At 26.7% G+C, this 26626-nt stretch carries 25 protein-coding genes; 16 read left to right on the top strand and 9 right to left on the bottom strand.

Annotation, left to right across the window (positions count from 1 at the left end; all coding sequences use genetic code 11):
* Positions 1 to 55: 55 nt before the first annotated feature.
* The gene (locus BMUR_RS10825) at positions 56 to 952 is read right to left on the bottom strand and encodes an N-acetylneuraminate lyase (RefSeq protein WP_013114602.1); all 897 of its coding nucleotides are present in this window, start codon (positions 950 to 952) and stop codon (positions 56 to 58) included.
* A gap of 176 nt (positions 953 to 1128) precedes the next feature.
* On the opposite strand from BMUR_RS10825, the gene BMUR_RS10820 reads away from it, so the two are divergent.
* The 3 genes from BMUR_RS10820 to BMUR_RS10810 all read left to right on the top strand — a co-directional run bounded on the left by BMUR_RS10820 (position 1129) and on the right by BMUR_RS10810 (position 3576).
* On the top strand, positions 1129 to 2217 hold the full coding sequence (locus BMUR_RS10820; protein WP_013114601.1) for a PP2C family protein-serine/threonine phosphatase: 1089 nt from the start codon (positions 1129 to 1131) through the stop codon (positions 2215 to 2217).
* A gap of 124 nt (positions 2218 to 2341) precedes the next feature.
* On the top strand, positions 2342 to 2905 hold the full coding sequence (locus BMUR_RS10815) for a hypothetical protein (protein WP_013114600.1): 564 nt from the start codon (positions 2342 to 2344) through the stop codon (positions 2903 to 2905).
* Positions 2902 to 3576, top strand: a complete 675-nt coding sequence (locus tag BMUR_RS10810; protein WP_013114599.1) for an ABC transporter ATP-binding protein — start codon at positions 2902 to 2904, stop codon at positions 3574 to 3576. Before BMUR_RS10815 ends, BMUR_RS10810 begins: the two co-directional genes overlap by 4 nt.
* Before the next feature lie 2 nt (positions 3577 to 3578).
* Here BMUR_RS10810 and BMUR_RS10805 read toward each other — a convergent pair whose 3' ends face one another.
* The 3 genes from BMUR_RS10805 to BMUR_RS10795 form a co-directional block, all read right to left on the bottom strand.
* Positions 3579 to 3929, bottom strand: a complete 351-nt coding sequence (locus BMUR_RS10805) for a PepSY-like domain-containing protein (protein WP_013114598.1) — start codon at positions 3927 to 3929, stop codon at positions 3579 to 3581.
* Between the two features lie 267 nt (positions 3930 to 4196).
* On the bottom strand, positions 4197 to 6701 hold the full coding sequence (gyrA, locus tag BMUR_RS10800) for a DNA gyrase subunit A (RefSeq protein ID WP_013114597.1): 2505 nt from the start codon (positions 6699 to 6701) through the stop codon (positions 4197 to 4199).
* A 126-nt stretch (positions 6702 to 6827) separates the two neighbouring features.
* Positions 6828 to 7253, bottom strand: a complete 426-nt coding sequence (locus BMUR_RS10795) for a response regulator (RefSeq protein WP_013114596.1) — start codon at positions 7251 to 7253, stop codon at positions 6828 to 6830.
* 131 nt (positions 7254 to 7384) lie between these two features.
* Between BMUR_RS10795 and BMUR_RS10790 the strand changes: the two genes are divergently transcribed.
* The 4 genes from BMUR_RS10790 to BMUR_RS10770 all read left to right on the top strand — a co-directional run bounded on the left by BMUR_RS10790 (position 7385) and on the right by BMUR_RS10770 (position 10992).
* Positions 7385 to 9118 (top strand): motility associated factor glycosyltransferase family protein, encoded by a 1734-nt coding sequence (locus tag BMUR_RS10790; RefSeq protein WP_013114595.1) that lies wholly within the window; start codon positions 7385 to 7387, stop codon positions 9116 to 9118.
* Between the two features lie 11 nt (positions 9119 to 9129).
* Positions 9130 to 9780 carry an RluA family pseudouridine synthase gene (locus BMUR_RS10785; protein WP_013114594.1) on the top strand — a complete coding sequence of 217 codons (651 nt, stop codon included), beginning with the start codon at positions 9130 to 9132 and terminating at the stop codon, positions 9778 to 9780.
* 116 nt (positions 9781 to 9896) lie between these two features.
* Entirely contained in the window at positions 9897 to 10394 is a 498-nt protein-coding gene (gene tpx, locus BMUR_RS10780; RefSeq protein WP_013114593.1) for a thiol peroxidase, read from the top strand.
* A gap of 115 nt (positions 10395 to 10509) precedes the next feature.
* Positions 10510 to 10992 (top strand): glutathione peroxidase, encoded by a 483-nt coding sequence (locus BMUR_RS10770; protein ID WP_013114592.1) that lies wholly within the window; start codon positions 10510 to 10512, stop codon positions 10990 to 10992.
* A gap of 635 nt (positions 10993 to 11627) precedes the next feature.
* Here the strand turns inward: BMUR_RS10770 and BMUR_RS10765 are convergent.
* Positions 11628 to 12485 (bottom strand): Rpn family recombination-promoting nuclease/putative transposase, encoded by an 858-nt coding sequence (locus BMUR_RS10765; RefSeq protein WP_013114591.1) that lies wholly within the window; start codon positions 12483 to 12485, stop codon positions 11628 to 11630.
* A gap of 70 nt (positions 12486 to 12555) precedes the next feature.
* On the bottom strand, positions 12556 to 13647 hold the full coding sequence (locus BMUR_RS10760; RefSeq protein WP_013114590.1) for a hypothetical protein: 1092 nt from the start codon (positions 13645 to 13647) through the stop codon (positions 12556 to 12558).
* 112 nt (positions 13648 to 13759) lie between these two features.
* On the opposite strand from BMUR_RS10760, the gene BMUR_RS10755 reads away from it, so the two are divergent.
* The 3 genes from BMUR_RS10755 to BMUR_RS10745 all read left to right on the top strand — a co-directional run bounded on the left by BMUR_RS10755 (position 13760) and on the right by BMUR_RS10745 (position 15614).
* Positions 13760 to 14497: a copper homeostasis protein CutC gene (locus BMUR_RS10755; RefSeq protein WP_013114589.1), complete on the top strand. Its 738-nt coding sequence runs from the start codon at positions 13760 to 13762 to the stop codon at positions 14495 to 14497.
* A gap of 80 nt (positions 14498 to 14577) precedes the next feature.
* Entirely contained in the window at positions 14578 to 15288 is a 711-nt protein-coding gene (locus tag BMUR_RS10750) for an AzlC family ABC transporter permease (RefSeq protein ID WP_013114588.1), read from the top strand.
* Positions 15285 to 15614 carry a branched-chain amino acid transporter permease gene (locus BMUR_RS10745; protein WP_013114587.1) on the top strand — a complete coding sequence of 110 codons (330 nt, stop codon included), beginning with the start codon at positions 15285 to 15287 and terminating at the stop codon, positions 15612 to 15614. Before BMUR_RS10750 ends, BMUR_RS10745 begins: the two co-directional genes overlap by 4 nt.
* Positions 15615 to 15669: 55 nt before the next feature.
* On the opposite strand, the gene lepB is transcribed toward BMUR_RS10745, so the two are convergent.
* Genes lepB through BMUR_RS10730 form a run of 3 tightly spaced genes read right to left on the bottom strand, consistent with a single transcriptional unit; the run spans position 15670 to position 17841 of the window.
* Positions 15670 to 16194 carry a signal peptidase I gene (gene lepB / locus BMUR_RS10740; RefSeq protein ID WP_013114586.1) on the bottom strand — a complete coding sequence of 175 codons (525 nt, stop codon included), beginning with the start codon at positions 16192 to 16194 and terminating at the stop codon, positions 15670 to 15672.
* A 50-nt stretch (positions 16195 to 16244) separates the two neighbouring features.
* The gene (locus BMUR_RS10735; RefSeq protein WP_013114585.1) at positions 16245 to 16811 is read right to left on the bottom strand and encodes an NUDIX domain-containing protein; all 567 of its coding nucleotides are present in this window, start codon (positions 16809 to 16811) and stop codon (positions 16245 to 16247) included.
* Positions 16795 to 17841 carry a hypothetical protein gene (locus BMUR_RS10730; protein WP_013114584.1) on the bottom strand — a complete coding sequence of 349 codons (1047 nt, stop codon included), beginning with the start codon at positions 17839 to 17841 and terminating at the stop codon, positions 16795 to 16797. Before BMUR_RS10730 ends, BMUR_RS10735 begins: the two co-directional genes overlap by 17 nt.
* Positions 17842 to 18078: 237 nt before the next feature.
* Between BMUR_RS10730 and dnaG the strand changes: the two genes are divergently transcribed.
* The 6 genes from dnaG to BMUR_RS10700 all read left to right on the top strand — a co-directional run bounded on the left by dnaG (position 18079) and on the right by BMUR_RS10700 (position 26497).
* Positions 18079 to 19884, top strand: coding sequence for a DNA primase (gene dnaG / locus BMUR_RS10725; protein WP_013114583.1), 1806 nt, complete (start codon positions 18079 to 18081; stop codon positions 19882 to 19884).
* Positions 19881 to 21644: an RNA polymerase sigma factor RpoD gene (gene rpoD, locus BMUR_RS10720; protein WP_013114582.1), complete on the top strand. Its 1764-nt coding sequence runs from the start codon at positions 19881 to 19883 to the stop codon at positions 21642 to 21644. The genes dnaG and rpoD overlap by 4 nt, the downstream gene beginning before the upstream one ends.
* A 326-nt stretch (positions 21645 to 21970) precedes the next feature.
* Positions 21971 to 23200, top strand: coding sequence for a hypothetical protein (locus tag BMUR_RS10715; RefSeq protein ID WP_013114581.1), 1230 nt, complete (start codon positions 21971 to 21973; stop codon positions 23198 to 23200).
* Positions 23201 to 23210: 10 nt separating this feature from the next.
* Positions 23211 to 24077 carry a hypothetical protein gene (locus BMUR_RS10710; protein ID WP_013114580.1) on the top strand — a complete coding sequence of 289 codons (867 nt, stop codon included), beginning with the start codon at positions 23211 to 23213 and terminating at the stop codon, positions 24075 to 24077.
* Positions 24078 to 24458: 381 nt separating this feature from the next.
* Positions 24459 to 25913 carry an anthranilate synthase component I gene (locus BMUR_RS10705; protein WP_013114579.1) on the top strand — a complete coding sequence of 485 codons (1455 nt, stop codon included), beginning with the start codon at positions 24459 to 24461 and terminating at the stop codon, positions 25911 to 25913.
* A complete protein-coding gene (locus tag BMUR_RS10700) occupies positions 25913 to 26497 on the top strand; it encodes an anthranilate synthase component II (protein WP_013114578.1) in 585 nt (194 codons plus the stop codon). Before BMUR_RS10705 ends, BMUR_RS10700 begins: the two co-directional genes overlap by 1 nt.
* The last annotated feature ends 129 nt before the right edge of the window (positions 26498 to 26626 follow it).

Below are 26626 nucleotides of genomic sequence, written 5' to 3'. Positions count from 1 at the left end.
AATTAAAAAATACAGTTATGCACACGCGAACACAAATGTATAAAATAAAATCCAATTATAGTTTAGACAAATATTTCTCAAACATATCCTTTAATAAAGATTTTTCACTGTCGCCAAGAGGTTTTGAACCCATAGGAGCTCTGCAGTAAGAAACGGCAGAAGGATCGTAGAAAGTAATGCACTCTTTAAGAGCCGGATATATGCCTACTTTTAATAAAGTTGATATTACATCATTCATATCATGCTGAATTTTTAAAGCTTCTTCCATATCTTTTTTTTCAACAGCTTCTATAACTTTTTTAGCCAACGGAGCCTGAATATTGTAAGTAGAACCAATACCAGATCTTAAACCATAAGAAGCATAAGCTATTAATAATTCATCAAAACCGGCCCACATCATTTTTGTAGGGAATTTTTGTTTTAATCTTTCAAGTAAAAACAAATCAGATGAAGTGTATTTTATACCCATTACTCTGTCATTTTCAAATAATTTTCCGAAATCGTCTAATGATATACTATTGTTTGAAAGCGTAGGCAAGAAATATATTACAATAGGAGTTTTACTTGTAGAGTTTAATATAGTATTATAATATTTGCTTATATCAGCAAAAGAAAATGGATAATAGTATGGAGTAACAGCAGAAATCAAATCATAACCTAATTCTTCAGCTTTATTTGCCATTTCACATGCTTCATTAAGATTTAACGTACCTACATGAGCAATAAGAGGAATTTTGCCGGCTACCTCTTCTTTTGTTATTTCAAAAACTGCCATTCTTTCTTCTTTAGACATAAGAAGTCCCTCTCCTGTAGAACCTCCTACATATAAACCGTCTACTTTCATGTGGTCTATATTATGTCTTACATACTTCCTTAAAACGTTTTCGTCCAATTTACCTTCTTTGGTAAATGGGGTCATTAGAGCTGATAATATACCTTCACATCTATTCATATTACTTCTCCTTAAAAAAAATTTATTAAGCGTTTATGTATGCTTAATATATCTATATTGTATAAAGTAAGTCTATTTTTTGCAATATCTATACTCTTTATTTTATAAAAAATATTTGCAAACTATAATCTTTTTGTTATAATTCATTATTGTAATATAAAGTTTTGTATATAAACATGAAAGATGAACGTATTTTAATGTTTTTAAAATTTATTTCTGTAGTATTTCTAGTGCTATTTATACTTCTTAATATAGCTTCTATCTCATATTATGAAAATAAATTTATATTTATACTATTATTTATATTATTTCTATTATTTTTGATTCCATCATTTATATTTTACAGACATTTAACAAAAATGTATTTAATTAAAGATTATAAAGAAATACAAGAGAAAACATCAGACGGAAAAATATACAGATTTTCAAAAATAAACAGCTCCACAATAAATGATTATCAAAAAGCAATAATTGACTTAAAAGAAAAAAACAGCTATATTTTAGGAAGATACGATGTACTTGACAATATAAAAAAACAATATAAAAAAGATATGAAAAAAGCAAGAAAGCTTCAGGAATATATGATTCCAAATAAAATGCCTAACAGCAATTATATCACTTCAGCATCATTATACAAACCTTTTGAAGTAATAGGCGGAGATTTTTTTGATTATGTAAATATAGACAATGACAGAATACTGTTTATTATGTCAGATATAAGCGGTCATGGTGTAGAGGCAGCAATTATCACAGCTATGTTTAAGACAGCTTTTAGAAATTTAGCCTCTTCTTTCAAATCTGTAAGTTCTTTTTTGTATGATATAAATAATTATCTGCTGCAGATACTTCCAATCAACTATTATCTTACTATGATTATAGCAGAAATAGACTTAAAAAATAAAAAACTTACATATTCAAATGCTTCTCATACACCAATGCTTTTAGTAAGAGAAAATGGAATAAAAGAATTCACTAAAGGAGGCACTATAATAGGTCTTTTTCCAAAAGCAAAATATGAAGAAGAAACTATTGATATAAAAACAAATGATATATTATTTTTCTATACCGACGGAGTAACAGAGGCTTCAAAATCAAAAAATAAGTATGATTTATACGGTATAGACAGATTAAAAAAAGTGCTTTATGATAATAGAAATGACAAAATAGAAAGAATAATGGAAAGTATTGAAAAAGATTTTTATGAATATCTTTCTTATATGTCCCCTGATGATGATTTTACTATTGCAGCATTCAAATTAAAATAAAAAATTATTATTTAAGTAATATACAATAATATCGATACTATATATAGCATAGTGTATATATTTTTATTTTACAAAGGTATTTGTAAACAGTTTAAATATTATTATTATAAATAGAAGGTTTGCCGTGTATAATTCTACTATTGGATACGCTTCCAAACTTATTAAAGGAAGTATGGTATTTTCTATAGTGATATTTATTTCATTATCACAAATTATGACCATAACTTCAATATTTAGTTTGGTATGGAAATACGAGATTTTATTAAATGAAAATATACCTTTTTTCAGAGAGTTTTCTATATACTCCCTATTTATAGGAATATTTATTGTAGGAGTGCTTTATTCTGCAATAACAAGTTCATACATATTCTCAAAAAACAGCAGAATGTTTTCTACTTTGCGTATATTCGGAGCTACTAAATTAGCTATAAAAAAACTGGCAATGCTTATAAGTTTATTATACCCCCTTATATCTTTTGGTATATGTATAATAGAAGTGGGAATTTTATATTTAAGATACAGTTCTTATATATTAACTTTAATAGAATTTGCTGATGTTATTAACGGAGCTTATATGATGCTTTTAGCCAATGCTGTTTTGATAATAGCCTTTATGATAGGTGCATTTATATCAAATTCAATACTTTTGCATAAAGATCCTTATGAGGATTTAAGAGGAACACTATGAACATAAAAATTATTAGTATATCAAAAGTTTTTCCTTTAGGCGTTGCACAATTTAATGCATGCGAAGATATTAGTTTGGATATAAATCAGGGAGATTTTATCAGCTTTGTAGGGCATACTGGAAGCGGTAAAAGTACATTGCTCAGCATTATAGGTGCTATACTTAAACCTACAAGCGGAACTATATATTATGACTCTTTCAAATTAAACGGTGCCTCAGAAGACGTGCTTGCCAGCTTTAGAAGAGAATATTTTTCGTATATATTTCAGTACCCTGTTATAATACCAACTATAAGTGTTATAGATAATATATTAATGCCTTTAGCTTTTAAACATAAAATAACAGAAGATAAAATTAAGCAGACAAAAGAAAATATAGAACTATTTTCTCTTAAAGATAAAATGAACTCTAAAGCTGCTAATTTATCCGGCGGCGAAATGAAAAAGGTAGCTATATTAAGAGCATTGGCATACGGATGTAAATGCCTAATAGCCGATGAGCCTACAAGCGACTTGGACCCTGCTACTACAAAAACATTAATGGAAATACTTACAGCAATAAATAAACAGGGGACAAGCATCATTATGGTTACTCATGCTCATAATATTGCAGCTTATGCAAATAATGTTTATGAAATGTCTAATGGGAAAATTGTAAGATGCTTAAAATAAGATTATCTGCTGTATATATGCATCTCTAAATAATGATCTAGTATTACTCTATATGAATTAATGATTCGCCTTATCTCATTAATATCTAAATTTTCATTTTTGTATTCTATTTCTAATCTTTTTAATTTATCTACTTTTTCCTTTACTACTTCTGGAATAATATGCTCTGGAAGTCTTTTTTCACTATTTATAGAAAGCCAATTACCATTTTCGTCAAATGTGATAAATATTTCGTTATCAAGTTCTACTTTAAAAATATTATCAGTTTTTTCCAGTTCTACTATTTCTGCTTTAAGAAATTTACTCTTTATAAATATTTCCGCCTTATAAGGTAATTCTAATTTTCTATCCATAATACAACCTCTAATATTATATTAACATTATCTATATTTTTATGTTTTTAATAAGTAATTTTTCTGCATTTACCACGATTAAAGAAAAAGATACAGAAAAAATATAATAATAAAATTGAAGATTAAAAAAATAAAACAACTCTTATCTCAAATATTTCTAAACAACATATCTTTTATATTTTTAATATAACAAAACTTCATAAAAAATATGTAATTTTTTTAATAAAAAAGCCCATATTCTTAATTTGAATACAGGCTTTATTTTTCTTACTTTTTCTCCTCATTATCACAAGGCACAACAGCCAAATCACTAACTCTAGCTCCGTCAGAAATATTAACGATTTTTACACCCTTAGCATTTCTTCCAAGCTCTGGTATAGAATCAGCCTTTATTTTTATAGTCATATCATCAGTAGTAACAACCATTATCTCATCTTTGTCTCCTACTGTTTTTACACTGACAACTTTACCAGTTTTATTATCTGGTTTAATATAAATTTGACCCTTGCCCCCTCTTCCTTTAACATTAAACTGTTTAGAAGAAAGTCTTTTACCTATACCATTTTCTGTAATAACTATTAATGATTCACCCTTATGTATAGCATTTCCAGATACACAAATGTCATCATCATCTAAAGCAATACCTTTAACTCCAGCAGCTGCTCTTCCCATCTTTCTGATTTTCTCTTCAGTTATTCTCAAAGCAAGACCAGTAGCTGTAGTCATAATAAAGTCATCTCCACTCTGAACAGCAGAAACAGCTACAAGCTCATCATTATTTTCTAATGTTAAAGCTAATATTCCTCTTTTTTTAGCATTTTCAAGATGTTTTAATTCCATTTTCTTTATAGTACCCATTTTTGTAACCATAATAATAGACTGTTTAGGATCAAACTCAGATACTGTAAAGTAGCTTGTTATTTTCTCTTCCGGTGCTAAATTAAGAATAAATTTAATACTTTTTCCCTGAGAAATTTTAGTTAAGGCAGGTATTTCATGAACTTTCATCCAGAAAGCCTTACCTCTGTCTGTAAATATAAATAAATAATCTTTGGTAGAAGCAACAAATAAATGCTCTATATAATGCTCGCCCTGAGATTTTCCGCCTTGAACTCCTACTCCGCCTCTGCCCTGTGTACGGTAGCTCGAAGCAGGTACTCTCTTAATAAATCCCTGAGTAGTGATTGATACTGCCACATCTTCATCATGTATCAAATCTTCTTCATCTATCTCTGTATCATTAGTTTTTCCTATTATTTCGCTTCTTCTGTCATCACCGTATTTTTCTGCTATTTTTTTAAGCTCATCTTTAATAACTGCAAGTATCTTTTCTGGGTGTGCAAGTAAGTCTTCACAATAAGCTATAAACTCTCTTAATTGCTGCAATTCCTGTTCTATTTTTAATTTTTCTAAGGCTGTTAATCTTTTAAGAGGCATATCAAGTATAGCCTGAGCTTGTTTTTCTGAAAGTTTGAATCTGTTCATAAGAGTTGTTCTTGCCGCATCAGTATTTTCGCTTTCTCTTATTATTCTTATAACCTCTTCAATATTAGCCTGTGCTATGAGTAAGCCTTCTAATATATGAGCTTTAGCCTTAGCTTGATTCAAATCATATTCTGTTCTTTTAGTAATAACTTCAACTCTATGGTCAACAAAATATTTTATAAGTTCTTTTAAATTTAATACTTTAGGCTCGCCATTAACTAAGGCAAGATTAATTATACCAAAAGTAGTTTCTAAATCGGTATGTTTAAATAACTGATTTAATACTATCTGAGTAGCAACACCTTTTTTAAGTTCTATTATAAGACGAATACCAGCTCTATTACTAGACTCATCTCTAATATCAGCAACACCTTCAATTTTACCTTGTTTTACTAACTCAGCTATCTTCTCATGAAGAGTAGTTTTTACAACCCCGTAAGGAAGTTCTTTTACTACTATAGCCTCTCTATCTTTTTTAGTTTCTTCTATTTCAAGTCTTGCTCTTAATTTGATTCTTCCCTTACCAGTAGTATAAGCCTCTTTAATGCCCTCTTTACCGTATATAATACCAGCAGTAGGGAAGTCTGGACCTTGTATATAACGCATAAGGTCTTTAATTTCAGCGTCCTGATGATCTATATAATAAACAACAGCATTAACTACTTCTCTTAAATTATGAGTAGGCATATTAGTAGCCATACCAATAGCAATACCCATACTTCCATTTACAAGAAGCTGAGGAACTGTAGCTGGAAGTACAGAAGGCTCAGTTCTGGAATCATCAAAGTTAGGAACAAATTTAACAGTTTCTTTTTCTATATCATTGAGCATTTCTTCTGCAAAACGAGTCATTCTTGCTTCAGTATAACGCATAGCGGCAGGCGGGTCATCATCTATAGAACCGAAGTTACCCTGTCCGTCTACAAGTAAATAACGCATAGAAAAATCCTGTGCCATTCTTACCATAGTGCCGTAAACTGCAGCATCTCCGTGCGGGTGATAGCGTGCCAAAACTTCACCTACTGTGGCTGCCGACTTCTTATATGGTTTGTCATGTGTAAGATTAGCATCATACATAGCATATAGTATTCTTCTATGAACGGGCTTTAATCCGTCCCTAACATCAGGTAAAGCCCTTGATACTATAACGCTCATGGCATAAGTTAAATAGGATTCTCTTAATTCATTTTCTATTGAAATATGATCTACTCTTTTTAATATATCTTTTGTCAGTGTGGAATATTGTCTTTCTTCAGAATTATCAGTTTTATTTTTTTTTACTGCCATATATTATTATCCTTAAAAAAATATCGTATATTATAACATTTTAATATATAAAAATCAAACAATAAATAATAGAAGAAAATTATTAAATTATAGAAAAATTAGTCTAAAATGTATTATAAAAAGAAATTATTTTATATAATCTTCTCTTCCTAGTACTTTGGCTAAATGCTCAATAACTGTCTGACGCTGTATAGGCTTTACAACATATCCGTCAACTTTAAGTTTTAAAAATTCCATCAATACGCCCTTATTGGAATAAGATGTTACCACAATTATTTTAGAATCTATATTTAAAGCTCTTATTCTTTTAAGCAAATCTATACCATTCATCTGCGGCATTTCAAAATCTATCATTATTATATCTGGTTTATCTGCTGCATCTCTCAATTTATTTAATGCATCCATTGCACCGTCTGATTCCATTGTTACCTCAAACTGTTCTGATAATAAAATTTTCTTTTCTGCTATACGTATTGTACTAGAATCATCTATAACCATAACTTTGTAGGACTTGCCTGTTTTGGTATTAATCCCTAATGGTGAACTACTCATAATTATATACCCCTAAACATTTAATAATTGTAAATTTATAAAAATTATCAATAATGTCAATAATTTTTTGTAAAAAAAGAAAAAAATTATTATATATTTGATTTTTATATTTTTTTTGTTATCATAGATAAATGAAAATATCTTTAAAACTACATTCTTTAATGAAAGATTTATCAGGCGAACCAGACGCTTCATACAATATAGAAAAAAATAAAGACGGCATTATAACAGCATCAAAAAATTCAAGAGCGGTGCACAGCAAATATAATATTAATAATGAATGTAAAAGAGCTTTGGAAAATATTAATAAAAATAAAAATCTTCTCATAATGTACGGTTACGGCTTGGGATATATATTAAAATATTTAATAGAAAATATTGATAACTACTTCAATAAAAATACTATCAAAACTTTAAAAATTATTGCCGTAGTTGAAGATGCCGTATTATTTAAATATTCGTACTACAATATATATAGTCCAGACAGTGAAAATATATTTTTCATTCATAAAGATGATTCTATAAATTATATTAATGAACTTATAGACTATAAAAATATAAATGGTGTTAATCTTGTAATCTTGCCTTCTCTAACAAAAGAAGAAAAAGATAATGCAAATACTCTATATACTCAAATACTTAATATAATGGAAAAAGAAGTATCTAATATATTCACTAATATGTATTTTGAAAATATATGGACAAAAAATATTATATTTAACAGCGAATATATAAAAGATTCCGCAGATATTGCAATTTTTAAAGATTCATTTAAAGGGTTAAAAGCATTATTAATATGCCCAGGTCCCACATTAAAACATAGCATACAATATATAAAAGAAAATAGAGAAAATCTATTTATAATATGTGTTGATACTAGCTATAGTGTATTATGTAAACATGGTATAATACCTGATTTTGTTATTACTGTTGACGGAGGTTTTTTTAATTCTCTTGATTTTGTTTATGAAAACTCACATTTTCCATATTTAATTATGGATATGTCATGCAATAAAATTATACCTAAAAATACATGCTGCAAAACTAATCTTATAAGATTTACTTCTATAGAAAATTTAGGGCTTATAGAATACATAGAAAACTTCACAAAATTATCATCTCTTAAGGCTTCAAATACTGTGGCTACTGCTATGATAGATTTTGCATACTATATAGGTTTAGATGAAGTGCTTTTAATAGGTTTTGACAATAGCTATCCTTTTTATGAAAGACATATTAAACATGCTCTATCTTATGAATATATGGTCAATAAAATAAATAAATTAAAAACTTATGAATCATATTATTTTAATGCTATAAAAAATAATACCAATATAAATAATTATCCTCCAACTGAGTTTGTATTTGAAAGCCAAATAGAATATTTTAATGAGTTTAAAAATAAATATAACAAAATGAAAATAAAAAGAATAACTAAAGAAGCTGTAAAAATGGAATCCATAGAAGAAGGAAATATAAATGATTTCTATGAAAATAATTTAAGACAAAAAGCATTGAATATAGCTAATAATATATATAAAAAAGATAGTAATGAAAGTATAAAAGAAGCATATGAAAAATTAAAAAATACATTAGAAGACTTTAGAAATATTCTCACAGATACATATAATAATATAAATAATAATTTAGAAAATATAGACAATATATATGATAAAACTATAAATACAATAAAAGAATATCAAAATAAGGTAAGCATATTAAAAACTATATTATCTGCAACTATTATAATGTGCGAAAGAGGCGAAAGAGAAAAAAAAGAAAAATTAATATTTCTTCTTATGGAGAGTTTAAGAAATGTTAATTACTTCTTTACTAGAATATCTCTAATAATAAAAAAACTATAAGCGAAACAAATATGAATATTATTTATGAAGATGATTATTTTATTGCTGTCAATAAAGAGGCTGGAATAGAAGTTGACGATAATTTAATAAAAAAAATAAAAGAAAAACATAATCATATTAATAATCTGTATTTAGTTCATAGAATAGATAAGTTTACTTCTGGAATAGTGATACTTGCAAGAGACGAAAATACAAAAAAATACTTTGAAGAATCTTTTAAAAACAAAACTATAAGTAAAGTTTATCATGCTATATCAGAAGGATACTTAAAAAATAATAGCGGTGTAATAAACATATCCATAGGCATTGATAAAAAAAATCCTAATAAAAGAATACCGCTCTCAGTAAAAGAAGGCGGAGAAAGTGCTGTAACTTATTATAAAGTATTAAAAAAACTTAATGAACACACTTTACTTGAGCTTAAACCAGTAACAGGCAGAACTCATCAGATACGTGTGCATCTTTCATATATAGGGCACCCAATAATAGGTGATAAAATATACTCAAAAAATGCTGGTATTTACAAAATGAAAGGATTTGCATTGATAGCAAAAGAGATTAATTTTGTTCACCCTATCACAAAAAAAAACATTGAAATAAAAATAAAATATAATAAAGAGTTTTTAATTAGGCTAAAACTACTAGAAATACCTAAAAAATAAAATTATTCATTTTTATTATTGACTTTTTTTTTAATAATTATATAGTTTCTTAAATAATAAAAGATTATATTTTATTTTTATTATCAAAGATAAATTAATAATAGAAGGAGTAAAAAATGACAGTTACATTTCAAGGTGCTACACAAACTTTAGAAGGTGCTCAATTATCAGTTGGAGCAAAAGCATTAGACTTTACAGTATTAAAAACAGATTTAAGCCCATGGTCTTTAAAAGATGCTGGTGATACAGTAAAAATCATTTCATCTGTACCATCTTTAGATACACCAGTATGCGATGTACAAACTAGAAGATTTAACAAAGAAGCTGCTAACCTTAAAGGAGTAACAGTTGTAACAATTTCTGTTGACTTACCATTTGCTCAGGCTAGATGGTGCGGTGCTGCTAATGTTTCTTCTCATATCGTAGCTTCTGACTACAATCAAAAAGATTTCGGAAGAAAATTCGGTACTTTATTAAAAGAATTACAGCTTTTAACTCGTGCTGTATTTGTTCTTGATAAAGACAATGTTGTTAAATATGTACAATATGTTCCAGAAATTACTAATGAACCAGATTATGATGCCGCTTTAAATGCTGCTAAAGCTCTTTTATAATTTATAATTAGAGTATTTCAAGGCATATTCTTATATAGGGTATGCCTTTTTATTTGCATATATAGAAAAATAATTTATAATTTTTATAATATATAATTAATAAATGGAGGAAATTATGAGCATTTATGATTACACAGTAAAAGATGCTGAAGGTAAAGATATAAGCCTAAAAGAATATGAAGGTAAAGTTTTACTAATAGTTAATACCGCAACTAAATGAGGATTTACCAAACAATATTCTGAGTTGCAGAATTTATACACTAAATATCAAAAAGAAGGTTTTGAAATATTAGACTTTCCTTGCAATCAATTCGGAGGTCAGGCAAAAGAACCTATAGAAGAGATTGCCGAGTTTAGAAAAGAAAAATACGGCATAACATTCAAACTATTTGACAAAGTAAAAGTTAATAGTAAAAATGCTGATCCTTTATTTACTTATTTAAGAACTGAAAAACCAACTGAAGAAGGCGTTGAAAAGATAAGATGGAACTTCGGTAAGTTCTTAATAGACAGACAAGGAAATATAGTTGGACGTTATGATCCTAGAGTAAAACCTGAAGAGCTTGATGAGATAGTAGGCGAACTTCTTAAAAAATAATAAATAAAAATTAAGAGCTTTTATATATTGTTGTATATAGAAGCTCTTTTTATTTTTTTAATAAATTCAGATCTATATTTATTATCGTTTTTCTATTTCTTTATTTATATATAAAAAATTTGTTCACTAAAAGTATCTGACAAGTAAGCTTGCCAGATGTTCACAAATTTTTTATTTCTTTATTTTATATATAAAAAATTTGTTCACTAAAAGTATCTGACAAGTAAACTTGCCAGATGTTCACAAATTTTTTATTTCTTTATTTATATATAAAAAATTTATTCACTAACAGTATCTGACAAGTAAACTTGCCAGATGTTCACAAATTTTTTATTTCTTTATTTATATATAAAAAATTTGTTCACTAACAGTATCTGACAAGTAAACTTGCCAGATGTTCACAAATTTTTTATTTCTTTATTTATATATAAAAAATTTGTTCACTAAAAGTATCTGACAAGTAAACTTGCCAGATGTTCACAAATTTTTTATTTCTTTATTTATATATAAAAAATTTATTCACTAACAGTATCTGACAAGTAAACTTGCCAGATGTTCACAAATTTTTTATTTCTTTATTTATATATAAAAAATTTATTCACTAACAGTATCTGACAAGTAAACTTGCCAGATGTTCACAAATTTTTTATTTCTTCTATACTTAATCCTGTATTTTCACTTATAATTTTTATATCTATTCCTGCATTTTTGAAGTTTTTAGCTATAGATATTTGCTGCTGCCTTTTACCTTGTTCTATACCTTCTTCTATTCCTAATCTTCTTTCTTCTTCAAGCATTATTTGATTACCATATAAATATGCCTGTCTTTTATCATATTCGTTCATCATCAGTCTGTCTTTAACAAAGTTATTGTATCTTTTTTGTACTTCTTCCATTATAGTTTTTTCTTTTACTAATTCTGACATAATAACCTCCTTATTATCTTTTTCTTTCATTGTAAAAAATTTAAGCCAACAGTTTAAATCTGATTGTAATAAATTATATTTAAATTTTTTGAGTTCAATTATATGAATTTGCAAATGATCAGTGAGTAATCTTTTATTATTGGTATCATAAATCATATAGCATGAATGAATATTATTTGAATCATCTAAATTAAAATTGAGTAAATTTATACTAATTACTGGAGTTAAAGCATCATACTTTTCTCCGTGTTTTAATAATTTGCTATAATTAGAAGCCCAATAATATAATATGCGTTCTGGAAATCTTGAATTGCCTTGAAGCTGAATCTCTATTATAACAACAGTACCATTTTGAGTTATACACTTTACATCTGCTATTGTTTCCTTATCTTCATAATTTTCTTTATAATTAAATGGAGTAAGTATCTCTACTGATCTAAAAGTTTTCATGTTAGAGTCAAGCATTATTGAATTGATAAAATCAAGCAGTATAGGATTACTGTCTGGTGATGAAAATAAATACCTCACAAAATAATCATTTAAAACATTAATATCTCTTCTGCTCATAATACTATTATACAAAAAATAACTATAAAAGTAAAGTTTTGATTATTTATTATTAAAATAGCAATAATAATCAGTAAATATTATTTTTTAAATAAGGCTTTAATTTTTCAAAAGATATTTTAAAATCATCAAGTGCTCTAACAGCATGAGAAAGTTCAAATCTTATATGTAAACTAATACCTTCAAAATATCTACTAATTGAAATATTTCTTGACATTAAATTTTCTGCATAATAACTATCAGATTTATTTATCACATCAACAGTAAAATCATCTTCTCCAATTTCTTTATAATATTTATCTATTTCGCTTTGCAAAGCTTTTCTAAATTTATCGCTGTCATTTACGAAATCTGATAAAGTTAATATTTTTATTTCTAATTTATTAATATCTAATGTAAAATGTGATATTGCAGTATCAGGATATGCTCCTCCATAATAGTATTCTGTACTGCTTGTAAAACATAAAATATTATCATTAAAAAAATTGTTATAAAAATTATAAAAATTAACTTCGTAAAAAATTTCTTCATCATTAAGATTTACTTTAGCAATATCATCATTAATTTTTTTTATCATTTCATTGGTATTGTTTATTTTGTTTATGATTTTACCTTCATATATAGATGATTTTAAATTTTCTATATAAAGTGCAGATAAACCATAAGTATTATCTTTAAATTCTTTAGAAACAGATATATCATAAACAGTATGTATTTTATCTCCTAAAGGTTTTACAGTTTCTATATTACAGCTTAATTTTTTATTGTTATTTTGCCAGCTTCCTTTTAAATTAATATTCTTTTTGCCGTTTCCTAAATTAATAATATTATTTAACTGACTACTATTTATTTTAAAGCTGAATTCTTCTTTTTTATTAGAATTATCATAATCAAAGGCAGTAAATTTAATAGTATTTTTATCCATTTCTCCGATTATAGGTATTGGAGTATTAACATTATTGTATTTATAATATCCGTATATATTAGACTTTTTATTTTCTGTAATATTATCAGGATTTGTAATATGTATATTTATTGTAATAGGATATTTATCAATGCTTCCTTCAAGAGTAAAAAATAAATGCTTTGTTATATTAGTGGTATCAGCAAAAGCAGATATGTATATTATATTAAGTAATAACATTATAAATATTTTTTTCATAAACCTAATCCTTATTATAAAATAGATGTGGGGTATTATATAATATATTTTGACAATTAGCAAATTTCTAGTATAATCTATATGTTTTAATTAATTTATAAAGAGCATTATTATGAATACCAAAATAGAAATATGCGTCGATTCTGTAGAGTCATGTATAAATGCTGAAAAAGGAGGGGCTAATAGACTTGAGCTTTGCGTAAATATGTTTGAAGGAGGCACAACTCCTAGTTATGGTGTTTTGGAATTAGCAAGAGAAAAAGTAAATATACCAATATATGCAATGGTGCGTCCTAGAGGCGGAGATTTCTGCTATGATGATACAGAGTTTGAAATAATGAAAAGAGAAATAAAACTCATAAAAGAATTAAAAATTGACGGCATAGTATTCGGCATACTTACAAAAGAAGGAAATGTTGATAAAGAAAGATGCTCTAAATTATTAGAGTTATGGGGAAGCGGTAAAGCTACTTTTCATAGGGCAATAGATGTAAGCTGTGATTTAAATAAATCATGTGAAGATATAATATCCATTGGTTTTGAGAGAATACTCACTTCTGGAGGTGAGGCTAATGTTATGAGCGGTATAATCAAATTAAAAGAATTAATTTCAAAATATAATGATAAAATAATAATAATGCCCGGAAGCGGAATAAATGAAAGAAATATTGAATATATAAAAGACACTCTAAAAGCTAATGAATATCATATGACAGCAAATAAAACAGCAGCAAGTATTATGCAGTATAGGAACGAAAATGTATTTATGGGTACTCCTTTAAGGGCTTCAGAGTTTAGTATAAAATATACAGATGAAGAAAAGGTAAAAAATATAAAATCAAAATTATAAAAATAATATTGACATAAATATTTTTTTTATTATCCTATTATTTTTTTGATATAACATAAAATACTAAGACTATAAAAAATATGAATACTAAAAAACATAATTTAATTTCAGCATTAAAATACGCATTTCCAATAACAATACCTGTACTTATAGGATATATATTTTTAGGTATGGCTTATGGAATACTTATGAAGTCAAAGGGATTTGATACTTCTCTTGCTGTATTTTTAAGTTTGTTTGCATATTGCGGAAGTATGCAGTATACGGCTATTAATTATCTATTTTTAGCACCATTTAATCCATTATATGCATTAGTGCTAACATTAATGGTTAATTCAAGAGTGGCGTTCTACGGCATATCTATGGCTTCTAAATATAAATCTATAGGAATATTAAAGCCGTTTCTAATATTTTCATTAAGCGATGAAACTTTTTCTATAGTTTGCTCGCATAATATACCTGAAAACATTAATAAAAAAGCATTTTTCTTTTTTGTATCATTTATGAATTACTGTTACTGGAATATAGGAACATTGCTTGGCTGTTTGATAGGATCATTTATAACTTTCAATACTAAAGGGTTTGATTTTGTTTTGACTGCTTTATTTGTTGTAATATTTACAGAACAATGGCTTGAAAGTAAAGATCATAGAGGTGCTTTGGTTGGACTTTTATGTTCTGTACCTATTTTAATATTTAAAACTAATATATTTATAATACTTGCTATGATATTAATATTTATCGCTATAAGTATTATTTACAAATATAATGAAGACGGAAATAATATATGAATAATAAAGAAATATTTATAACAGCTTTGATGATTGTAATAGGAACCGCTTCTTTAAGGTTTCTTCCCTTTATTATAATAAATAAATCATTATCTGAAAGTAAATATATAAAGTTCTTAGGAAAGATGCTGCCCTACTCTATGATATCACTTCTTGTAATATATTGTTTGAAAGAAATAAATATTATAAAATTTCCTTATGCCTTACCAGAATTAATATCAATAACAATTATAATAATTTTGCATATAATAAAGAGAAATGTGCTGATAAGTATAGGAGCAGGTACTATAATTTATATGTTCTTGGTTCAGGTAGTATTTGTATAATTGCCAAAAAAGTATCAAGTTATTAGAATGACTTTATTATATAAATATTATAGTATCACTCATTATATTTATGGAATATATTACTGAATAATTGAAATCTGCTTTTAGGGCTGAATATTAATATAACCTGACCTTTTATAGTATTTTCATCTATAAAACCAAAATATCTGCTGTCTTCACTTAATTTAATATTATCCCCCAAAACAAAATACTGATTACTTCCTACAATATAAAGCCCGTCATCATCATCTGAAAATATATAATATTCATGCTCTATAAGATTATCATTCAAATAAAGCCCTCCGTCTCTAATTTCTACCTTATCTCCTTCTTTTCCTATAACTCTTTTTACCAAATTGCTGTTATTATATTCAAATACAATTACATCAAAATTTTTCACTTTATTAAATATAAAATTCTTTTTTAAAAGCAGTATCTGATCCCCTTCAAAAAAAGTAGGCTCCATAGATTTATTTGTAACTATATAAGTATCAAAAAAAAATATTCTAATAAATGCCGCCAAAAAAACAGCTGTAAATGAAGCAAGTATTAATTCTAAAATCTGTTTCTTATTTATCATATTTTTATAATATTAATCAATTCTTATAATCAAAACTATTTTTTAAATATTTAATAATTTTTTATATAATAGAGTAAAGCCTCTTTAGCCGATTCAAATGCTATCTTTTTCATGTCAATATCTTCTCTTTTAATAAATGCAACATTAACAGCATCATCATTAGCCATAACTTCAGGCACATAATCTAATTTTGAATAAAAAAATAAATCAGAAGTAACATACATAATCCCTTCGTATATATATTCATTTGAGCCGCTCATAAGAAAATGTATATTATCTAATTTAATACTAGTCTCTTCAAATATTTCTCTAATGGCAGTATCTTCCACTCTTTCATAAGGCTCGCAGAATCCGCCCGGCATATCTATATAACCTTTTTTAGGTTCAATTCCTCTTTCAACAAACACTATGCCTATAGGAGTTTCTATTATAACCCCTACAGCAGATGCAGGATTAACAAAGTAAGTTCTTTGGCATTTTGAGCATTTAAAAATCTTTATATCATTAAAAATAAAAGAATCTTTTGCTCCACAGTAAGGGCAATATTTAAATTGATATTTAATATGTTCTTTCAATTTTAACGCTTTTTGAAAATTATTATCAATATGTTCTTGCATAATTCTTATTAATATAATATGATGCTATATTTTTTACCTTACATATAAATACATCAGACTGAGCCCATATTCCAAACGGAGCTTTCTCAAAAGATATATTATGTATATTTGTAACATTCACACTTTCATAATTATAATTTTTAGGATCAACATTATAAAAATCATAAATATAATAATAATCCACATTTATATCTTTCATCTTTTCATCTATTAAAGTTTCCATCTCTTCTATTGTATTTGCAACTATATAATATGTAGATATAAAAGTTCTTTTCTGACATTTACCAAGTCCCTTAACAGTAACATTCCACCATTTAGGAGCTTTAATTATCTTATCATTCTCATTTAAGTTAATAGTTGTAAAGCCATATATTGATTTAAGATTATTTATAATATCATAGTAATCAAATATATATTCATCAGTTTCAGAACAGCCGTAATCTGCTGCTATAGAAGATAATGAATAATGAAGATGCTCATAATCGCTCATAAATGAAACATCGTCATTAAGAAGTTTATAAGAATCAAGTATGCGGTTAATCTTTCTCATGTTTTTATATGTAGTGTTAATCTCTATTTCTTTATCCAAATTTATAAAAATCTCAAATTCGGTAAGCTCATCTATAACACCAAACCCTACAAAACCGCATTCAACCCAAAGCTCATTATACTTTTTAAATACTTTTCTTATCTCATTTAATGAAATATCAGGATCGCTCATAAGAACATCAAAATTTCTGTTTATATCCTCGCTTATACGTTCTATAACAATAGTTCCATATGACGGAAAAAGTTTCAGAAGCTTTAAATAAAGAGAATAGATTTTCTCTGCTGATACTGATATTCTATATGTATAGATATCTCCATTATTAGTATTTTTTAATTCTATCTTTGTCCCTTCCATGGGGTAAGCATATTCACTTGGAACTATGCCAAGAGGTATATGAAATTTATCTATAATAATCCTCTTTGATTTTATATTGTTTAAGATCCTTCTTCTTCTCTCGCTCTTTTCAAAATAATTAATCACAATATTTCCCCAAAAAAGATGTTCTCATTATAATAATAAAAAAAATAATTTTGTCAAGCAATAAATATGTAAAATAAATTGAATTGTAATTACATTTTTTTTATTTTTTTAAAGTATAATTGCTTGACTTTTTTTAAAATATTTTTATATTTGTCTATATTTATTTATGGGTATAACATGTATTTTTTAATATCTATATCCGATTAATATATAGATAATATTTTGAGTTTATGTGCTGTGGATAATTTATTTATAGGAAAATTAAATAATTTATTGTCTAGGGTATCTCTTATTGATATTTTGAGAGATAAATATAAAGTAGTTTCAAGAGGCGGAAACAAATATACAGTTCAATGTCCTTTTCATAAAGACGGACAGGAAACTAATCCTTCTATGTCTGTTGATGATGATAAAGGTGTGTATAAATGTTTCACCTGCGGAGCTAAGGGCAATGTTATAACATACCTAAAAGAAAAAGAAAATATGTCTTTTAAAGAGGCTATAGAGTATCTTGGAAAGAGGTTCTCTGTAGATGTTACCGATTTCTTCTCGGCTAAATCCTCAAAAAAGGACAAAATATACTTAGAAAGCAGAAGAATTAACAGAATAGCCTGCAATTTTTTCGGTAAAACTCTGCTTTTAAAAGATAAAAACGGCAATTATTTTTATAAAGAAGCTGAAAAATACCTTAAAAAAAGAAAAATACCATTCAGCATTATAAAAGAGTTTAAAATAGGATATGCCCCTCCAAGCTGGAATGCCCTTATTGATGCATTATCTGAAAATAAAATTACTATTAACAATATGCATATATTAGGTCTTGCTAGTGTAAGCAAAAATAATCCTAATCACTATTATGATACATTTGTTAATAGAATAATGTTCCCTATTATTAATGAAAGAGAAGAAGTAATAGGTTTTGGAGGAAGAAGTATAGATGGAAAAGAACCAAAATATCTAAACTCAAAGGAAAGTTTAATATTCAAAAAGAAATCCTCTCTGTACGGTATAAATATAGCAAAATCCTATATAATGAAGCAGGACGAAATTATGCTTGTAGAGGGGTATATGGATACTATAGCCTGCCACAAAATGGGTATAAAAAATGTAGTTGGTACTCTTGGAACAGCTATAACAGAAGAGCATGCCAAAGAAATAAAAAGATATACTAGTAATGTAGTACTAGCTTTGGACAGTGATGAGGCTGGTATAAAGGCGGCCAAAGCGGCTATACTTACACTATTGAAGTTTGATTTAAAATTGACTATACTTTCTATAAAAGAAACCAAAGATTTAGATGAATTTTTTACAGTTTATGATAAAAAGCGGTTTGATATACTATATAATAATAGATTGCATTGGTACGATTATATTATAGAAACAGAAGTAAAAAAAGAAATCTCTTCTCTTTCTATAGAAGAAAAGCTAATGATTATTAACAGCTTTTATAGATATTTGGACGTTGTAAAAAGCGAAACAGAGAAGCAGATGATAATTTCTCATATAGCTTCTAAACTTTCTGTAGATAGGGAGGCTCTTAACAAGGATTATTTACGCACGCAGAAAACAAATCATAATGTTTCCTATAATGATAACAGAAAAATAATAAAAAATAATACAGACAATAAATTTTACTATGAAAATAGTTTAATATACTTACTTGCTTTGAATCCTTCTTTAATTAAAGAGGCTGAAAGAGAAATTAGTGTAGATCTTATTAAGAAAGATATAACAAGGGAATTTTATATAAGACTCTTAACTCTTAATAAAGAAGCAAGCGTAGAAGATGCTCTTAATATACTTGGAAATGAGCATATAGCCAATCAGATTTTAAGCAGGAAGAAACTATACAGCGAAAACATATATGAAAAATTGGAGGAGCTTATTATTAAAATTAAAAGCGGCGATATAGACTCTAAGAGAATGGAAATAATAAATAATCATTCATTAAATGATGGGTTTGAGGCTATTTGTGAAAAAGCACGCGAAATACATTTACTTAATAAGCAAAAAGAAAAATTACATCAAGGAAGTGATTTATGATGACAGAAGAAGATTGCGATCTTTTGATTAAAAACAATGAAAAGATTAGAAAATTACTTGAAAAAGGTAATGCCAACAAATATCTTACCTTCAAAGAGATTAATGGTGCCATAGACAATATGGATACTGATGTAATGGATATACTTTTTCAATTATTAAATGCAAGAAAGATTGTAATTGTTGAAGACAAAAGGGAGTTTGAAAGCCTTTCCAAAAATCAGAATAAAATTGATGATACTGCTAAGTTTATACATGTAGAAGATAAAGTCGGAAATAATGATGATCCTATAAGACTTTATCTTAAAGAAATAGGAAAGGTAAGCCTTCTTACTCATGATGATGAAGTAGATTACTCCAAAAAAATCGAATCCGGAGAATCTGAAATTGAAAATATTATACTTAATACTCATCTTGTTGTAGGAGAAGTGCTTAATACCATTAAAAATGTTCAGACGGGAAAGGTTTCTATACATGAAATATTAGAGCCGCCTAGAATTTACAATGTTTCTACTCAGGAAAAAAGAAAATTAGAAAGAAAATACAAAAACTTTGAAAAAGAGTATACAGCATTAGCTGAAAAGTATCTTGCTTTGGATAAGAGAATTAAAAAGATTACTACTCAGAAAACCATTAAAGCTCTTACCAAAGAACAGGAAGAGGTTAAAGAAAATATTGTTAAACTTCTAACAAAAGTAAGATTAAACAGAATGGAAATAGACAGAATAGCCGAAAAGCTAAAGTTCTATCTTCATAGAATAAATCAAATAGAAGAATATTTTGAAAAACTTAAAAAAAGATACTATAAAGAAATATCTGACTTTGAAAACTACTATAAAGAAATAGAATCTGGAAATAAGGATATATATATAAGGCTTGTAGATGAGTTTAATATTACTCCGGAAGCTATAGAAGCTGTTATAACAAGTTTTCATAAAGCTCAAGTACGTATGGCCGATATTTATGATGAAGTACGTATTGATAAAGAAACTTTGGTGGAATGGGTACGTAAAATAGATTCTGCTAGAAGAAAGATAGCTCAGGCTAAAGATCATATAGTTAAAGCTAATTTAAGACTTGTTATCGCTATAGCCAAAAAATATGTTAATAGAGGTCTTCATTTCTTTGATTTGGTTCAGGAAGGAAATATTGGTCTTATAAAGGCTGTAGATAAATTTGAATATAAAAAAGGATATAAATTTTCTACATATGCCACTTGGTGGATACGTCAGGCTATTACACGTTCTATAAGCGATCAGGCTAGAACTATAAGAGTACCTGTTCATATGATAGAGCAGATTAATAAAGTTCAAAGAGTATTAAGACAGTATATGCAGCAGCATGGAAGAGAGCCTTCTATTCAGGAGATAGCAAAGGCATTAGGCTGGCCTGAAAGCAGAGTAAAAAGCGTAAGAAATGTAGCTAAAGACCCTGTATCTTTAAATGCTCCTATAGGCGATGAAGAGGACACTATATTAGGAGAACTTATAGAAGACAAAGAATTTGAAAGTCCTCAAAATATCACTACTTTCAAAATCTTAAGAAAGCAAATTGACTCCATACTAGATAGTCTTCCAGATAGAGAGCAAAAAGTTATAAGAATGCGTTTCGGACTTGTTGACGGATATTCTCATACTCTTGAAGAGGTGGGATATGTATTTAAGGTTACAAGAGAGCGTATTCGTCAGATAGAGGCTAAAGCTATAAGGCGTTTAAGAGCTCAGTCAAAGAAAAAAGAGTTAAAAGATTTTCTTGATTCTTAATATAATAAATAAAAAAATTTCAAAGGAGGCATTTTTATGTCTCCTTTTTTCATGTATAAATCCATAAATTTAAAAGAGCTTGGGCGGGTATGCTTTTTATATATTAGTATCAAATATAAATAAAATTGAAAATTTAAATTAAACAAGAAGGTATAAAGGGCGGGGAATGTAAAAAATATAGTTGTTTTTTTATTGCTTTTATATTAAAATTAAAATAAATAGTGATTCTATAAAAAATTATACAATATATTGTTTATCATTAATTTTTTACTAAAAATTATTTAGGAGTTTTTATATGAAAAAAGGAAAATTTACTTACTTACTTAATGATACTTTTAGTATTATTTAATTTTTATTCATGCTCTAAAGCAAGTATTACATCTCCAACATCTCAAAAAATAGATGAATTACAAATCTCTTATTTGGATACCTCTAATAATATAGTAGAAGAAAAAACAGATTCTATAGTTATGAAATTGAAGGATAATGCAGAAGGATTCTATATGTATTCAAAAAAAACAGCTGAAAATGAATACACTTCTTATCTAACAGAAAATGAAAATGGTTCTGTTATTTCTATGGTATACAAAAATGGCTCCATGTTTCCAAGTGAGATAAGGGTTTTTAAAGACGGACAACTTGCTGTTGGAACTATTACTCCATATAGAGAAAAAACTCAGACTTATGATATAATATGGTATATGGATAATCAAGTAGAAACTTTTTCAGATATTAGTTTATCAAAAGATATAAATACATCTAATAACTTTTCAAATTTAGATACAAAGTTAAAATATCAAGTAGACACAATAAAAAATAGTTTATTAATATGGCAATCTATAGATAAATATAATAGTTCATCTTCACCAAATACATATAGTATAATGACAAGAGGATGGCTAGATAAATTAATAGGGGCATTTATAGGAATTGTTGCAATAGCTATAGCAGTATTTATACCGGTAGTTATACCTGCTGTTGCTGCTATTGGAGGAGCTGCAGCTGTATCAGTTGTTGGTATTGGTATGGCTGGAACAGCTGCAGCAGCAGTAACTGTAGCGAATGAACTAATTTATCACACCGATCAAAAAATAGAAGAAAAAAAAGATGAAAATACTCAATTAATAAATCAGCAATCAATTATTAATATAGTTAATAATGATAATAACAATTTAATTCAATATGATGATTTTATTAAATTAGATGCTGATACTTCATATAATATATTAAATTTAAATATACAAGCTATACAAAATTCTATATGCAATGGATTAATATCAATTGAAGTTAATGATAAAAATAATAACTATTATGCAAGTATAAGAAAATATTTTGTATTTGATCATGATGGTTCAGAAAATGTAGTAAATAGTAACTATGGTATATGCAATATAAATATAGATGAAAAATCATCTAAATTATTCACTATAAGAAAATTGAACAACATAACAGAAGAAAGAGATGATAAAGAAATATATCTTGTATTTACATTTAGTGATAATAATATTAAAATAAATAATAGAGCTGGAAATAAATTCAGAATAAGACTAAATTAAAGGAGTTTATATGAAAAAAATAGTGTTATCAGTTTTAATATTTATTTCACTATTTACTAAATCCGCATTTACAGAATTTGAAGCTAGTATATATGTACCTATAGGCATTACTTCTACATTTCCTAATATAGTAGATCCTAAACGGAACTTTGTAAGAAATATTTGTATAGACACAACAAAATCAGATATGAGTTTTAATATTGGAGTTACAGGTAATTTCGGATACAGATTTAATATAAATGAAAATAATGGTATAAGTATATTAACTGAAATAGGATATTCAAGACTTGATTTTGCTTCTACATTTAAAGCAAAAACAGGTTATGATTATGGTAATAAAATATATAATGCAAGTCAGAACTTAGTTTTTCACACATTAAATATAGGATTAATGCCCAAATATGCTGTTAATCTTACATCTTTACTAAAAAATATTAATCCAAACTATAAAGGTAAAATGGAGCTTAATATAGGCATAGGTTTTGGAATGAAAATAGCATTAGCTGGGGAATATTATAATACAATAAATAATAATGCTGATGAAAATTATAAAAGTCATTTAGCTGAAAAATATTCATTCAAAGATATAAAAAGAAAATTTGATTATCCGTTTATACCATATATAAAACTTCAGATAGATGATTATTTTTATTTTAATGAAAAAATAGCATTTTTATTTGGCATAAGTTTAATATATAATTTTGATATATTCTATGATATTGCCAATATGTCTTATGAAGATTATAAAAAAATATATAGCGAATATCCAAGTGTTGGAGGCGGTCCTGTTGGTTATTATGACAATTATAATATTAAAAAATATGGTTTTTCTAGTTTTGAAATAGCTTTTAATTTAGGAATGAAATTCGGAAATTAATATAATACATTTTTAAAAACTATATTATTTCTTATTCTCTATAAAAGTATATGCTCAAATAAATTATTTTTAAATATACTATTGTATAAAGTTTAAAAATTCTAACAAGTCAATTATATTATAATGTATTTTATATATGATTTAAATTGAATTAGTAATTTAACTATATTTTTTATTTCTATTTGCATGCGTAGATAAGATTTTGAAATATTTATTAATATCATTAAAAATCAATCTTTATGTTTATTATAATTCCTGAAAATATACTATTTTTATAGATAATTTTAAATTTTTTATAAAAAATTTAAAATTATTATTGACAACCGGCAATATATTACTTATAATAGTATTATTATTAATAGTAATATAAAGGTTTAATGTATGTACACCTCAATAGATGATGTAAAAAAGATAGATAATTTATTTAGTTATAAGAGAGCAGCAATATCAAAAGAAATTTACTCTGACTTTATAACGCCAATAGAGTTAATGAGAATATTAAGAAATAATAGCGATAAAGTATTTTTACTTGAAAGCATTAATGATAAATATAATTGGGGCAGATATACATTTTTAGGTTATGAGCCAATACTTAATATAACATGTAAAAGATATGATGTGTATATAAACGGAGAGTTCTATAAAAGAGAAAATCCAAAAGTGATTATAAGAGAGATTTTAAAAGATTATAAAAGTCCGAAACTAGAAAATATGCCGCCTTTTACAGGAGGTTTAGTAGGATATTTTTCTTATGATTATGTCAGATATAGTGAAAAAAGGCTTGATTTTGAAAGTAAGAAAGAAGATATAATTGATTTAGATTTAATGCTTTTTGAAAGTATTATATGCTTCGATAATTTTAAGCAGAAGATAATTTTAATAACTAATGTAAAAGTTGATGATTTAGATGCTTCGTATAAAGAGGCATTAAATAAATTAGATGAGATGGAGAGTATAATAAGAAGTGATAAAAAGCATAATTTTGAAGATTTAAAAATAGAGTCTTATTTTGAATATGAGTTTGATGAATATGCTTATTCTAATATAGTCAATAAAGCAAAGGGATATATTAAAGATGGTGATATATTTCAAGTTGTGCTTTCAAATACTTTAAGAGCCAAAGCAAGCGGAAGTTTATTTAATGTTTACAGAGTATTAAGAACTATAAATGCTTCTCCTTATATGTTTTATATTTTAAATAATAATATAGAAATAGCAGGTGCTTCTCCAGAGACTTTAGTAAAATTAGAAAATGATAAACTTTATACCTATCCACTGGCTGGAAGCAGACCTAGAGGTAAAACTCAAAAAGAAGATTTAAATAATGAAAAAGATTTGCTATCAGATGAGAAAGAATTAGCAGAACATAATATGCTTGTAGATTTAGCCAGAAATGATATAGGAAAGATAAGTAAAATAGGCACTGTAAATGTAGAAGATTATATGAGTGTAGAACGTTATTCTCATATTATGCATATAAGTTCCACTGTTACAGGAATTATCAGAGATGATAAAGATGCTATAGATGCTATAGACAGTATATTACCTGCAGGTACTTTATCAGGTGCTCCTAAAATCAGAGCTTTAGAGATAATAAATGAATTAGAAACTATTGACAGAGAGCTTTACGGAGGTGCTATAGGTTATATAGATTTTTCTGGTAATATGGACGTATGTATTGCCATAAGGCTTGTATATAAAAAAAAGGATAATATTTGCATAAGGTCCGGTGCGGGAATAGTTTATGATAGTAATCCTAAAAAAGAGTTTTTAGAATGCATAAATAAAGCTAAAGCAGTTGTAAAGGCAATAGAAATATCAAAGGAGGTTTTTTAATGATACTTTTAATAGATAATTATGACAGCTTTTCTTATAATCTTTATCAATTGATTGGAAAGTTTTGCAGCAATATAGAAGATATAAAAGTTGTAAAAAATGATGAATTAACTTTAGAAGAAATAGAACATTTAAATCCAAAATTAATAGTAATATCTCCCGGACCCGGTAAGCCAAGCGATGCTGGTTTATGTATTGATATTATAAAAAACTTCTATAATAAAATACCAATATTCGGAGTATGTCTTGGACATCAGGCTATATGCGAGGCATTCGGAGTTAAAGTTGTACATGCTTCTAAAGTTATGCATGGTAAAACTTCTATTATAAATATAGATAGTAATTCTTTAATATTTAGAGATTTGCCAAACAATATTAAAGTTGCTAGATATCATTCTTTATCAGCAAAAAAAGATACAGTTTCAGATTGTTTAAAGATTTCTGCTTTATCAGATGATGATGAGATTATGGCTATAGAGCATAAAGATTATCCTGTATTTGGAGTGCAGTTTCACCCTGAGTCTGTTATGACAGAAAATGGTATTGATATTATTAGAAATTTATTTAGGTGTATAGAAAAATGAAATCGTTTAATCTTATATCATATTATATAGAATTCATAAATAATAAAACTTCTTTTTGGGGTTAATCCCCGTCTGTTAAATATTATCAAAAAATAATTAATTCAATAAATAAAACCCAATAAAATAAAA

Source organism: Brachyspira murdochii DSM 12563 (genome assembly GCF_000092845.1).
GTDB lineage: Bacteria > Spirochaetota > Brachyspiria > Brachyspirales > Brachyspiraceae > Brachyspira > Brachyspira murdochii.
This window is presented reverse-complemented; position numbering and strand designations above follow the sequence as displayed.

What these genes read in the sequence shown, in the direction of transcription:
- BMUR_RS10825 (WP_013114602.1), bottom strand. Translation starts at nt 952, where the DNA reads ATGAATAGATGTGAAGGTATATTATCAGCTCTAATGACCCCATTTACC.
- BMUR_RS10820 (WP_013114601.1), top strand. Translation starts at nt 1,129, where the DNA reads ATGAAAGATGAACGTATTTTAATGTTTTTAAAATTTATTTCTGTAGTA.
- BMUR_RS10810 (WP_013114599.1), top strand. Translation starts at nt 2,902, where the DNA reads ATGAACATAAAAATTATTAGTATATCAAAAGTTTTTCCTTTAGGCGTT.
- BMUR_RS10805 (WP_013114598.1), bottom strand. Translation starts at nt 3,929, where the DNA reads ATGGATAGAAAATTAGAATTACCTTATAAGGCGGAAATATTTATAAAG.
- gyrA (WP_013114597.1), bottom strand. Translation starts at nt 6,701, where the DNA reads ATGGCAGTAAAAAAAAATAAAACTGATAATTCTGAAGAAAGACAATAT.
- BMUR_RS10795 (WP_013114596.1), bottom strand. Translation starts at nt 7,253, where the DNA reads ATGAGTAGTTCACCATTAGGGATTAATACCAAAACAGGCAAGTCCTAC.
- BMUR_RS10790 (WP_013114595.1), top strand. Translation starts at nt 7,385, where the DNA reads ATGAAAATATCTTTAAAACTACATTCTTTAATGAAAGATTTATCAGGC.
- BMUR_RS10785 (WP_013114594.1), top strand. Translation starts at nt 9,130, where the DNA reads ATGAATATTATTTATGAAGATGATTATTTTATTGCTGTCAATAAAGAG.
- tpx (WP_013114593.1), top strand. Translation starts at nt 9,897, where the DNA reads ATGACAGTTACATTTCAAGGTGCTACACAAACTTTAGAAGGTGCTCAA.
- BMUR_RS10765 (WP_013114591.1), bottom strand. Translation starts at nt 12,485, where the DNA reads ATGAGCAGAAGAGATATTAATGTTTTAAATGATTATTTTGTGAGGTAT.
- BMUR_RS10760 (WP_013114590.1), bottom strand. Translation starts at nt 13,647, where the DNA reads ATGAAAAAAATATTTATAATGTTATTACTTAATATAATATACATATCT.
- BMUR_RS10755 (WP_013114589.1), top strand. Translation starts at nt 13,760, where the DNA reads ATGAATACCAAAATAGAAATATGCGTCGATTCTGTAGAGTCATGTATA.
- BMUR_RS10750 (WP_013114588.1), top strand. Translation starts at nt 14,578, where the DNA reads ATGAATACTAAAAAACATAATTTAATTTCAGCATTAAAATACGCATTT.
- BMUR_RS10745 (WP_013114587.1), top strand. Translation starts at nt 15,285, where the DNA reads ATGAATAATAAAGAAATATTTATAACAGCTTTGATGATTGTAATAGGA.
- lepB (WP_013114586.1), bottom strand. Translation starts at nt 16,194, where the DNA reads ATGATAAATAAGAAACAGATTTTAGAATTAATACTTGCTTCATTTACA.
- BMUR_RS10735 (WP_013114585.1), bottom strand. Translation starts at nt 16,811, where the DNA reads ATGCAAGAACATATTGATAATAATTTTCAAAAAGCGTTAAAATTGAAA.
- rpoD (WP_013114582.1), top strand. Translation starts at nt 19,881, where the DNA reads ATGATGACAGAAGAAGATTGCGATCTTTTGATTAAAAACAATGAAAAG.
- BMUR_RS10715 (WP_013114581.1), top strand. Translation starts at nt 21,971, where the DNA reads ATGATACTTTTAGTATTATTTAATTTTTATTCATGCTCTAAAGCAAGT.
- BMUR_RS10710 (WP_013114580.1), top strand. Translation starts at nt 23,211, where the DNA reads ATGAAAAAAATAGTGTTATCAGTTTTAATATTTATTTCACTATTTACT.
- BMUR_RS10705 (WP_013114579.1), top strand. Translation starts at nt 24,459, where the DNA reads ATGTACACCTCAATAGATGATGTAAAAAAGATAGATAATTTATTTAGT.
- BMUR_RS10700 (WP_013114578.1), top strand. Translation starts at nt 25,913, where the DNA reads ATGATACTTTTAATAGATAATTATGACAGCTTTTCTTATAATCTTTAT.